We start from the raw sequence: 10,781 nt of genomic DNA on the forward strand, positions 1-10,781 counted from the left end.
TGCGGGCCTCAGATTGCCATTTACGCTTACGCACTCTAGCAAAGCTTGTGACGCGGCCGACAGTTATGGGATTTTTCCTTCCGCACCACAGTTTAAGGAGCCCCTTTGCCCTACCCCGCCCTACCGCAGGAGCTTTTGCTTATCGACGGTCGCCTCGGCTGCGGCCCCTCCAAAATACGACAGGGGCAGCTCGATGCCGTGCGCGACTCCGTTGCCCTCGGCACCTCCCACCGCCAACCGCCGGTGAAGCACCTGGTGGCCCGCATCCGTGAGGGTCTGCGCGATCTTTTCGCCCTGCCTGACGGCTACGAGGTGGTGCTGGGCCTCGGTGGGGCGACCGCGTTCTGGGACGCCGCGTCGTTTCACCTCGTCGAGTCCCGCGCCGCGCACCTGGTCTACGGCGAGTTCACCTCGAAGTTCGCCGCAGTGACGCGAAACGCGCCCTGGCTCGCGGAGCCGCACGTGGTCTCCGCCGAGCCGGGTGACGCCCCGCTGCCCTCGTCTCTGGACGGCGTGGACGCGGACGTTGTTGCGTGGGCGCACAACGAGACGTCGACAGGCGTAATGCTGCCCGTCACCCGCCCGGACACGGACGCGCTGACCGTCGTCGACGCAACTTCGGCCGCGGGTGGCCTGCCCGTGGACGTGCGCGAGGCGGATGCGTATTACTTCTCCCCGCAGAAGTGCTTCGGCGCAGACGGCGGCCTGTGGATCGCGCTGCTCAGCCCCGCCGCCATCGAGCGCATTGAGCGCATCGCTGCCTCGGGCCGCTTCGTGCCTGCGTTTCTCAACCTCGCGACGGCACTGGAGAATTCGCGCAAAGACCAGACGTACAACACGCCCGCTATCGCCACCCTGGTCATGCTTGCGGAGCAGCTCGATTGGATGCGGGCCGCAGGCGGGCTTGAGGTGATGGCGTCGCGCACGCTGGCGTCGTCGACAAGCTTCTATGCCTGGGCGGACGCGCACGAACTTGCCGCACCGTTCGTGCGCGACCCGAAGCTACGCTCGCAGGTGGTGGGCACGGTGGACTTCGACGAGTCAGTGGACGCCGCCGAGCTCGCCGCCGCACTGCGCGCCAACGGCATCGTGGACACGGAACCGTACCGCAAGCTGGGCCGCAACCAGCTGCGCGTGGGCATGTTCCCCAACGTCGAGCCGGGCGATATCGCCCGTTTCACCCGCGCCGTGGATTACCTCTTAAGCGCCGGAGTGGGTTTCAAGTAATGCGGCTGCGCGTACATTAAGCTTGCCTGCATGCGCGAGCTGCACTTTTTGGAAGAGGAATCGACGGAGACGTTTTTCGTCCTGCGCGACGACGACGGGGTGCGCTACCAGCTCGCCCGCGCGGAGCTTGAGGGGCAGTTGCTTATCGACGGCTCCGCGGCACCCGCCGAGGCGCCCGAGTCCGAGCATGCCGAGCCCGCAGAACGCGCCGTGCCCACCGAGCCAGCAGAACCCGCCGAGCCAGTGGAGCGCTCGCTGCCCGAGCCGGACCCGCTGTACGCCACCCCGCTTTCCATGCGCCCAAACGAGATCCAGGCACGCATCCGCGCTGGCGCCTCCGTGGCCGAGCTCGCCGAGGAGATGGGTGTGGCCGAAAGCCGCCTCGATTCCTACGCCCACCCGGTGATGCTCGAGCGCACCCAGGTTGCCGAGGCCGCGAAGCAGTCCCACCCGGTGCGCGAGGACGGCCCGGCGAAACTCACCTTGTTCGAGATCCTGGCCACCGCGTTCGCCGCCCGCGGCCACTCCATTGCAGACGCAACTTGGGACGCCACCCGGGAGCAGGGCGACGACTGGGTGGTGCACGTCACCTGGCAGGCGGGCCTGAGCGAGAACGAGGCGCTGTGGTCGTTCAAGCGCTCCATGGGCTCTGCCCCACGAACCGAGGCGCGCAACGCCATCGCGGCGGATCTCACGGACCCGGACTTCGCGCAGCCGGTGCGCTCGCTGACCGCCGTCGGCCGCATCGGTGGCGCCCGCACGGATGAAAACGCGGACTACGACGACGGTGTGAACGCGGCCGCGGAGTTCGAGGACTACGACGAGTACGACGAGCTCGAAGCCCAACAGCACGCCAACGACAGTGACACAACCTCTGAGCCCGCTGGCCCCGAGGACACGGTGCTCGAGGGCGACTTTCTGCGCCACCCTGATGAGGAGGAGCAGCCGCAGAAGCGCCGTCGTAAAGCTGTGACCCCGCACTGGGAGGACGTGCTGCTCGGCGTGCGCACAAACACGAAACGCCCCAAGAAGTAGGGCTTTCTCGTTTACTATTAGCCCTATGAGTTTCCCCGCGGTAGTTACAATCTGGTTTGTCAATTCCGCCGACCCGGCCGGCGTGCTCGCGCAGGAGCCGAAGGCGGACCGCGGGTTCGGCCGCAAACTACTCTCCCAGGTCAACCCGGCCTGGCCCATCACCCCCATCGGCTCCTTTCCCCTGAACCGCTCCTCCACCCCGGGCCGCGACGAGTTCTACATCGCGGGTTTCCCCGGGGTGTCGGTGGTGCGCATGCTTATCGACGATGCGTCCACCCTCTCCGAGCCCGGCCCCTGGGCCGGCGCCCTACCCGCGGCGGACGTGTTCGTCATCGCCGTGGGCACCGACTCGGATTATGGCGGGTTCGCCCACTACACCGGCGGCAAAGTGGTGCGCAGTCTGTGCGCCACCCGCACCACGGTCCTCGAAGATGTTGGCCTGCCCGAGCCGTTCGAGGCCCCCTTCTGGGCTGGTGAAAAGGCCGAGCAGGCGGGCGGCATCGCGCTCCCCTTCGAGCCGAAGGACCTCGCACTGGCTGCGGAGCGCGAGTGGATTGGCACCGACATCGGCGCCGATGGCCCCGACATCAACGTGGTGGGCTACGCCGTCGACGGCCGCCCCGAGCCGAAGATCGAAGAGAAGAAACCCGCGGTAAAGACGGTCGACGAGGTAGCCGCGAAGTTCGCCGAAAAAGATAAGGCGTACGACGACTACGAGGACGCCCCCGAATCCGAAGAAGGCGACGAGTTCGCCGACCTCGCCGACGCCTCCGTCGCCGCCGCGAAGCGTGTGGGCCGCGAGGTGCGCAACATCTTCGAGGGGATCAAGGAAAACGTCACCGAGCGCATCCGCCACTCCGACCGCGATTAGGCCCGCCCGCCCCGGGCGTCTCACCCGCCTCACCCACCCCATCCGCCCGCCCCGCCGTCTCACCCGTCTCACCCGCCTCACCCTCACTCACCCCACCGCGGGCGTCTCACCCGCCTCACCCACCCCACCGCGGGCGTCTCACCCGCCTCACCCACCCACCGCGGGCGTCTCACTGAAGGATTCGACATGGTCTTGTTAAATCCTTCAAAACCCCAGGGACTTTTCGGGGTGCTTGCAGAATCCTTCAGTCTGCAGTGGGCTACCGGGCGCCGGGCATCGGCTGTCGGCCGGCGGTAGGCTACCAGCCACCGGGCGGTGGGCCACCGGGCGCCGGGCGGTGGGCCACCGGGGGCCGGGCAGTGGGCTACCGGGCGCCGGCGGGGCCACCAGGGCGGCAGTGCGCTACCGGGCGGGGGAATTGGGCGGCGCTAGCGGTTGCGCTCGTAGAAGGCGATAGCCGCGGACGTCGCGACATTCAGCGAGTCGGTGCCCGGCGCCATCGGGATTTTCGCGCGCACGTCCGTCGCCGCCATTGCGTGGCGGGTCAGCCCTGGGCCCTCCCCGCCCACGAGAAACGCGACCTTCTCATGTCCGCCGACGACGCCGTCGAGCTCAAAGACGCCGTCGGCGGGGGTTAGCGAGACGAGCCACCAGCCGGCGTCGCGAAGCTCGTCGAGGGAGCGCTGCCATGTGGTGGGTGTGCCGTCCAAGTGCGCGAACGGCGTGCGCAGCACGTGTCCCATGGACACGCGCACGCTGCGGCGGTACAGCGGATCCGCGGTGGATGCGCCGAAAAGTACGCCGTCGACGCCCATGCCTGCGGCGTTGCGGAAGATCGAGCCGATGTTTTCGTGGTCTCCGACGCCCTCGAGCACCACGAGGGTGCGGGCGCCGTCGATCACCTCGGCTACCGATAGTGGCTCCGGCTTGTCAGCGGAAACCAGCAGGCCGCGGTGCATGTCGTAGCCAGCAACCTCGCCCATGATCTCGCGGGTGATCTCGTACACCGGGATTTCGCGGCGCTCTAACTCGGCGCCGTAGTCCCCCAGGAACGTCTCCAACCGGCCGCCGAAGCCGAACACGGCGCGCACCGGGAAGCGGGACTCCACCAGGCGGCTGGCCACCAGCGGGCCTTCGGCGAACACCAAGTTCTTTTCGCGATCCGAGTGTTTCAGGTCGCGGATGTCGTCGAGGAGGGGGTTCAGGGGGTCGTCGATAAGCATGTGCTTAACCAAGCGCCGCCATGATCGGGCCCTGGGCGAAGTACACCACGAACAGCGCGGAGATCAGCCACATGATCCAGTGGATGTCGCGCGCCTTGCCCGCGAACAGCGCCATGACGGTGAACGCGATGAAACCGACGCCGATGCCGTTGGCGATGGAGTACGTCAGCGGCATCGCGATGATGGTGAGGAACGCTGGCAGCGCGATGTGAAACTCGTCCCAGTTGATCTGGCCGACCTGCATCATCATCAGCGCGCCCACGACAACCAGGACGGGCGCGGCGGCCTCGATCGGCACGATCTCGTACAGCGGGGTGAGGAACATCGCGGCCAGGAAGAGCACGCCGGTGACGACGTTGGCAAGGCCTGTGCGCGCCCCGTCCGCGATACCTGCGGAGGAATCCACGAACACGGTGTTGGAGGAAGCGGACACGCCGCCGCCCACCACCGCGCCGAAGCCCTCGACCACGAGCGCGCGCTTCATGTCCGGCAGGTTACCGTTTTCGTCGGTGAGCCCCGCTTGGCGGCCGAGCGCGGTCATGGTGCCCATCGCGTCGAAGAAGTTCGCCAACACCAGGGTGAACACGAGCAGGGACGCGGCGACGGCGCCCAGGTTGGTGAACGCACCGATGAGATCGACGTTGCCCACCAACGACAGGTCCGGCACGCCGCCGAAGGAATCCGGAAGCGTTGGCACCGCGAGCGACCAGCCCTCCGGGTTGTCTGCCGAAGATCCGGCGCCGGTGATCGCCTCAACGATCATGGCGATGATGGTGGTGGCAACGATGCCGATGAAGAGCCCGCCGCGGACGTTGCGGATCACCATGAACCCGCAGATGATCAGGCCGATGACGAACACGAAGGTAGGCCAGGACGAGATCGAGCCGCCCGTGCCCAGCTGCACCGGCACGGTGGTCATCGCGGCGTCGGGCACGCGGCGCACGAAACCTGCGTCCACCAGGCCGATGGTGGCGATGAACATGCCGATGCCCACACTCATGGCCACCTTCATGGAGTTCGGGATGGCGTTAAACACCGCGGTGCGGAACCCGGAGACGGCGAGGATGACAATGATGATTCCGTCGATGACCACCAGGCCCATCGCCTCGGGCCAGGTGAGACCCTGCTGACCCACCATCGTCACCGCGACGAGGGTGTTAATGCCCAGGCCGGTGGCGATGCCGAAGGGGTACTTCGCAATCACGCCGAAAAGAATGCTCATCACGCCGGCAGCCAGCGCCGTGACGGCTGCGACCTGCGGGATGCCCAGCACGGTGCCGTCGCGGTCCGGGCTGGTGCCCAGGATCAGGGGGTTGAGCAGCACGATGTAGGCCATCGCGAAGAAGGTGACCACACCGCCGCGCACCTCGGCGCCCACGGTGGAGCCGCGCTCGGAGATGTGGAAGAACTTGTCCAACCCGCCTTTGGGCTGGCCCGCCGCGCCTGCGGCCGAATCGCCTGCCGCGCCTGCGGCCGAATCGCCTGCCGCGCCTGCGGCACTTGTATTACCAGTGGCTGTACTCACGGAGAGTTAGCTTTTCACTCCGCCCGGGAAAGTTCCAATCGTGCGGAATTAAAACGCCGGCCGACGCCGGCCCTATAGCTGCGCGGTCACGTCCGAGTGCGCCCCGCAGCCGTAGGACGAGGCGACCACGCGCCCGTCGGCGGAGTACTCGTTGGCGCAGATGCCGAAGTGCTCCCCCACCGGCTCACCCAGCGGCAGGTAAAACGCGCACGTGCGGCACGACAGCGTGGCTTGCTCGGCGAACTCGGAGTTCGGTCCGAAGTCGCCGGTGCGCCAGCGCCGCTCCGCGTCCTCGAGACCTTTGACGGTGAGGTAGCGCTTCGTCTCGCGGCCGGTAAACGTGATGGCGTGGCGGGAGAAGGAATCGTCGGTCACGCGCTCGTCGTCAGGCGCGAGCTCCAAAATGTCGCCCGGGCCGAGGTCGCCGGGGCGTAGGCGCTGGGAGTACGGCACCCACTCCGGCGCTTCGAGCGCGCCCTTGGACGGCACCAACGCGATCTCGTTGACGGTTACCCAGTCCGAGCCGTCGGCGCAGGCCACCACGGCTTGCCATTCCCAGCCGTTGTAGCCGGGCACGTCCGCGGCGAAGCGGTGGGTGGCCACATTGCCAGCCAGGCCGGTGACGCCGATGTGCTCACCGATTTCGCCGTCTTGCCCCACTTCGTTGAGGGCTTGGCGCGCGGTTTCTACTGCGCGGGGGCCAATGAGCGGGTTCTTCGGGCGGTGGTTGCTGCGTGACACGCTTCCCTATTATTCCCCAACTGGTGCATGATGTTGCCCATGGGCCAGATCCGCAGAAGCATATTGCCGTTGTCCGCACTCGCCGCGAGCCTGCTTGTCGGGTGCGGCGGGCCGGGCGCCGAGGTGGAGTACCTGCGCGCGGAGGTTAAGGAGCGCCTGCCGTTCGACGAGGAAAGCTTCACGCAAGGGCTGGAGGTCGGCGCCGACGGCGCGCTGTACGTGGGCACGGGGCTGGAGGGCTCCTCGCGCATCTACGCGCGCACACCGCAGGGCGATACGTTGCGCTCCGAGGAGCTGGATCCGCAGTTCTTCGGGGAGGGCATCACGCTTGTCGACGACTCCGTGTGGCAGCTCACCTGGCAATCCGGCACCGCAATCAAGCGCGACGCGAACACGCTCAAAGAAACGGGCCGCGCGAACTACGACGGCGAGGGCTGGGGCGTGTGCCACAGCGAGGACGCCCGCGAGCTGATCTTCTCCGACGGCACGGACGAGCTGCGCCGCCTAGACCCGGAAACCTTCGAGGAGCGCGACCGGTTCGACGTCACCCTCGACGGCCGACCGGTGCCGGGCCTGAACGAGCTGGAGTGCGTGGGCGGCGATGTGTACGCCAACCTGTTCACCGAAACCGACATCGTGCGCATCGACGCGAAAACCGGCAACGTCACCGCGGTCATCGACGCCTCCGGGCTGCCGAACAACGCCGAGGACGACCCGAACAACGTGCTCAACGGCATCGCGCACATCCCAGGCACGGGGGCTGAGACAGGCACGCCGGATGAGTTCTACCTCACCGGCAAGCGTTGGCCGGACATGTACCGCGTGACGTTTGAGGCGGCTGATTAGACTTAACCGCCATGGCACAGCAGCGCAGCGCGAAGCAGTCCAACCTGATCAAAACTTTGGCAATCACGCTCATCGGCGTCGTCGTCCTCGTCGGCGGTGTGTACGCGTTTTTGGAGTACCAGCGCAACCGCCCGGTCACCCCGGTGCGCGACCTCAACGTGGAGATCGCCGCCGCTGGCTCCGAGGAGGTGCGCGAGATCCCGCCGTACACCGTCTGTGAGCTGGACGAGGAGTGCGTGGGCGATGAAGCGCCAACGGTGTCTTTGGGATCTCTGGGCGGCGCTGAAGAGGTTGTGGTGCGGGTGCCACGCGAGCTTTCGTCGATAAGCTGGCGCCTCTTGCTCGTCTACGACGACCCGGATGCGAACGAGGAACGCATCCTGCAGTCGGGCGAATCGCAGGAGGAAACCGCGCCCGCGGTAACCGACAGCGGCGCGCGCCTCGTTGTGGCAGAAGTCAGCGCGCTGACTATTGACGTGGACGATAACGGGGAGGAAACCCCCGTCATCGCCACCTGGTCCGTCGGCTTCGAGGAATAAACCTACCTAAGCGTCGAGCTCCCGGGCCACGGCCCGCAGGATTTCGGCGACCTGGCGGGCTTCCTTGCGCTCGGGGTAGCGGCCGTTGGTCAGCGCGGGCTGCACCTGCGTCTCAATGAGCGTCATCACGTCGGCGAGCATGCTGCCCAACTCCTCCGGCTTGCGGCGGTGTTTCTGGGCGCGCTTCGGGGTGTCCAGGACCTTCACACGAAGCGCCTGCGGGCCGCGGCGGCCTGCGGCGAAGTCGAACTCCACGCGTTGCCCGGCGACGAGCTCGTCGACCCCCTCGGGCAGAACCGACTTGCCGATGAACACGTCGTCTTCCCCCGGGTTGGATGCAAAGCCGAAGCCCTTCTCGGCGTCGTACCACTTCACCTTTCCTACAGGCATGGTGTGCTCCCTTCCCTTCCGGTTGAATACAAGGATTTCAGCCTACCCGCCGAGCCGATCCGCCCCTCCCGCGCCTTGTGTGTCGCAGAACACATTGCACATTGCTTTTCGACGCCACCTGGGGAAACGCCGCCACAGAACCCCGAACCGCACCCGTTTCGTCATTTTTGCGTGACACAATCGTTATAAACCGTTAGGCTTTCGCTCGACTTTGGCGGTCAACGAAGAGAGGAAACAATTTCAATGGGACGCCACTCCAAGAAGACCACCTCCCTGGGCAAGAAGGCCCTCGCAGGTTCCGCGGCAGCCGCAGCGCTCGCCGGCGTCGTCGCCCCGCAGGCCACTGCGGCCCCGGATTCGGACTGGGACAAGCTCGCACAGTGCGAGTCCGGCGGCAACTGGTCCATCAACACCGGCAACGGCTACTACGGTGGCCTGCAGTTCTCCTACGGCACCTGGCTGGCATACGGCGGCGGCGAGTTCGCCCCCACCGCCAACCTGGCTACCCGCGAGCAGCAGATCATCGTTGCAGAGCGCACCCTGGCTGCCCAGGGCTGGGGCGCATGGCCCGCTTGCTCCGCCCGCTACGGCTTGAACTCCGCGCCGACCAACCGCGACGCGCAGGCAGCGAAGCCGGCCCCGGCACCCGCACCGCAGCCCGCCGCTGCCCCGAAGCCCGCGCCGAAGCCGGCAGAGCTGGAGACGGACGCACTGTACCGCCAGCTGCAGGGCGCGCTGCGCTCCTTCGGCCTTGAGGTGCCCACCACCGTGCACTCCAACTACGTGGCCAACCGCCACGACTACAACGCCTTCTACCTGGCAAACCAGCCGCTGATCGACGCGGCACTGGCAGGCGACTTCAACAAGGTATCCGCCATCATCGGCGCAAACGTCGCGCAGGCGCAGGCCGACTTCGCCGCGCAGGTGAACAACACCATCGCGTCGGTGCAGCAGACCTACCTGCCGCGCTAAACCGGGCGCAACGGCCGGAAAACAACGGCGCCCACGCCCCTCATCCGAGGGAGCGTGGGCGTTTTCGCGTACCCGGGCGTGGAGCTACGGGCGCGCTCCGTGCTTCACCACCGTGAGCTGCCAGCCGGCGTTCTGATTCTGCGCGAAGTCCTCCACGGTGTGGCCGTTGTCGGCGGCCCACTGCGGGATAGACTCGGTCGCCTGGGTGCAGTCGAAGTCGATGACCAGCTTCTCGCCGTCTTCAAGCTCCGCGATTGCCTCCTTGGCCTCGATAAGCGGGAACGGGCAGACCGCGCCGAGCGTGTCGAGCGCGTAGCGCCCCTGGCCCAGCGGCCGGGCCTTCGTGGGCGCCGCCGCCTGCTTCGGCAGCGTGAGCACGCCGGTTGCCACCGGGATCGACGCTAGCCCGTCGTTGCGCCCGGTCGCAGCGGACAGCGGCCACGCGATCACGCCGAGCAGGCCGATCAACACGCCCGCCAGGTAGGGGTGCAGGGGGCGCTTGCGCAGCGGCAGATCGAGCGTCGCCTTCGGGTTCGCGGCGTCGCGGGCGAGGTAGCGCACCGCCAGCCAGCCGGTGAACAGCGTAAACGGGATTACGAACCACCACGCGGAGACGCCCAGCGCCTGGGGGATGGTGGTCAGGCCGGTGTCCCACTGCTTCATCCAGCCGCTGAAAGATTCCAGCGCCCCGAACTTCATCGCCGCGGCCGAAAGCCCGTAGAACAGCAACGCGAACCAGGAGCCGACGAGGCCCTCAGCCGAGCGGTACCAGGTGCCGGAGGCGCACCCGCCGGCGAGAATGATGGACAGCCCGAAGATGAAGCCTCCGGTAACCACCGCCACGGGGTGGAACGAGCGGTAATCCGGGGCGATGACGCCGAGCGATGTCAACGTGGCGAGCCCGACGGCGTGCACCGCGATGACGATGAGAAAGGCGACGAGGCCGCGGCCGGTGCGCTGCAAGAAGACATCCCGCATCATGCCGGTGACGCAGAACCTTCCGCGCTGCATCACGACGCCGAGCAGCCCGCCGACAGCGAGAGCCGAAAGCAACATAATCCCTCCAGTTGAGTAGTCGATCAGGTGAGGGAAAGCCTAGAGCAGAACGAACCGCTTTGTCTATAGGAAACAGACAAATCGGTTTATTTCTGCATAAAAAACCGGCACGCAGGACCTTTATATGGGTCCCGCGTGCCGGTAAACGAACCGTATTAGCGGTTGATGCGGGTGGTGGTGTGCACGTAGCCGGTCTTCTCCGGCGGCACCGGAAGAATCAGGTCGTCGCCGAACGGGCTGGATGCGCCCGTGAGCTTGGAGGAAATCTCGGTGACAGGGTGGCCGTCCGCGGGAACGTTGGAGGGCCAGGCCGGGTTCGCGCGGCCGATCTTCTCTACATCTTTAGCCATGTTCCT

At 66.8% G+C, this 10,781-nt stretch carries 11 protein-coding genes and 1 pseudogene; 6 read left to right on the plus strand and 6 right to left on the minus strand.

The window, feature by feature from the left end:
• Positions 1–105 precede the first annotated feature (105 nt).
• Genes serC through HWX32_RS07865 form a run of 3 tightly spaced genes read left to right on the plus strand, consistent with a single transcriptional unit; the run spans position 106 to position 3,133 of the window.
• Positions 106–1,227 carry a phosphoserine transaminase gene (gene serC / locus HWX32_RS07855; RefSeq protein ID WP_175935422.1) on the plus strand — a complete coding sequence of 374 codons (1,122 nt, stop codon included), beginning with the start codon at positions 106–108 and terminating at the stop codon, positions 1,225–1,227.
• 30 nt (positions 1,228–1,257) lie between these two features.
• A complete protein-coding gene (gene sepH / locus HWX32_RS07860; RefSeq protein ID WP_175935423.1) occupies positions 1,258–2,262 on the plus strand; it encodes a septation protein SepH in 1,005 nt (334 codons plus the stop codon).
• Between the two features lie 25 nt (positions 2,263–2,287).
• Positions 2,288–3,133 (plus strand): hypothetical protein, encoded by an 846-nt coding sequence (locus HWX32_RS07865; protein ID WP_075465849.1) that lies wholly within the window; start codon positions 2,288–2,290, stop codon positions 3,131–3,133.
• Positions 3,134–3,561: 428 nt separating this feature from the next.
• Here HWX32_RS07865 and HWX32_RS07870 read toward each other — a convergent pair whose 3' ends face one another.
• The 3 genes from HWX32_RS07870 to HWX32_RS07880 all read right to left on the minus strand — a co-directional run bounded on the left by HWX32_RS07870 (position 3,562) and on the right by HWX32_RS07880 (position 6,622).
• The gene (locus HWX32_RS07870) at positions 3,562–4,356 is read right to left on the minus strand and encodes an RNA methyltransferase (RefSeq protein WP_175935505.1); all 795 of its coding nucleotides are present in this window, start codon (positions 4,354–4,356) and stop codon (positions 3,562–3,564) included.
• Between the two features lie 4 nt (positions 4,357–4,360).
• The gene (locus HWX32_RS07875; protein ID WP_254868360.1) at positions 4,361–5,773 is read right to left on the minus strand and encodes an NCS2 family permease; all 1,413 of its coding nucleotides are present in this window, start codon (positions 5,771–5,773) and stop codon (positions 4,361–4,363) included.
• 180 nt (positions 5,774–5,953) lie between these two features.
• On the minus strand, positions 5,954–6,622 hold the full coding sequence (locus HWX32_RS07880; protein ID WP_175935425.1) for a DUF3027 domain-containing protein: 669 nt from the start codon (positions 6,620–6,622) through the stop codon (positions 5,954–5,956).
• 27 nt (positions 6,623–6,649) lie between these two features.
• Between HWX32_RS07880 and HWX32_RS07885 the strand changes: the two genes are divergently transcribed.
• Positions 6,650–7,468 (plus strand): glutaminyl-peptide cyclotransferase, encoded by an 819-nt coding sequence (locus HWX32_RS07885; RefSeq protein ID WP_254868339.1) that lies wholly within the window; start codon positions 6,650–6,652, stop codon positions 7,466–7,468.
• Positions 7,469–7,479: 11 nt separating this feature from the next.
• Complete coding sequence (locus HWX32_RS07890; RefSeq protein WP_175935426.1) at positions 7,480–8,007, plus strand: DUF2771 family protein; 528 nt, start codon at positions 7,480–7,482, stop codon at positions 8,005–8,007.
• 6 nt (positions 8,008–8,013) lie between these two features.
• Here the strand turns inward: HWX32_RS07890 and HWX32_RS07895 are convergent, their stop codons facing one another.
• Positions 8,014–8,397 carry a cold-shock protein gene (locus tag HWX32_RS07895; protein ID WP_075467767.1) on the minus strand — a complete coding sequence of 128 codons (384 nt, stop codon included), beginning with the start codon at positions 8,395–8,397 and terminating at the stop codon, positions 8,014–8,016.
• A gap of 243 nt (positions 8,398–8,640) precedes the next feature.
• On the opposite strand from HWX32_RS07895, the pseudogene HWX32_RS11310 reads away from it, so the two are divergent.
• A pseudogene (locus HWX32_RS11310) lies at positions 8,641–9,255 on the plus strand (resuscitation-promoting factor Rpf1 domain-containing protein); the annotation flags it as partial.
• Positions 9,256–9,453: 198 nt separating this feature from the next.
• On the opposite strand, the gene HWX32_RS07905 reads toward HWX32_RS11310, so the two are convergent.
• On the minus strand, positions 9,454–10,425 hold the full coding sequence (locus HWX32_RS07905; protein ID WP_175935427.1) for a YeeE/YedE thiosulfate transporter family protein: 972 nt from the start codon (positions 10,423–10,425) through the stop codon (positions 9,454–9,456).
• 155 nt (positions 10,426–10,580) lie between these two features.
• A complete protein-coding gene (locus tag HWX32_RS07910; RefSeq protein ID WP_175935428.1) occupies positions 10,581–10,775 on the minus strand; it encodes a hypothetical protein in 195 nt (64 codons plus the stop codon).
• Between the last annotated feature and the right edge of the window lie 6 nt (positions 10,776–10,781).

Origin of the sequence: Corynebacterium sp. Marseille-P4321 (genome assembly GCF_903645305.1) — a bacterium.
Taxonomy (GTDB): Bacteria; Actinomycetota; Actinomycetes; order Mycobacteriales; family Mycobacteriaceae; genus Corynebacterium.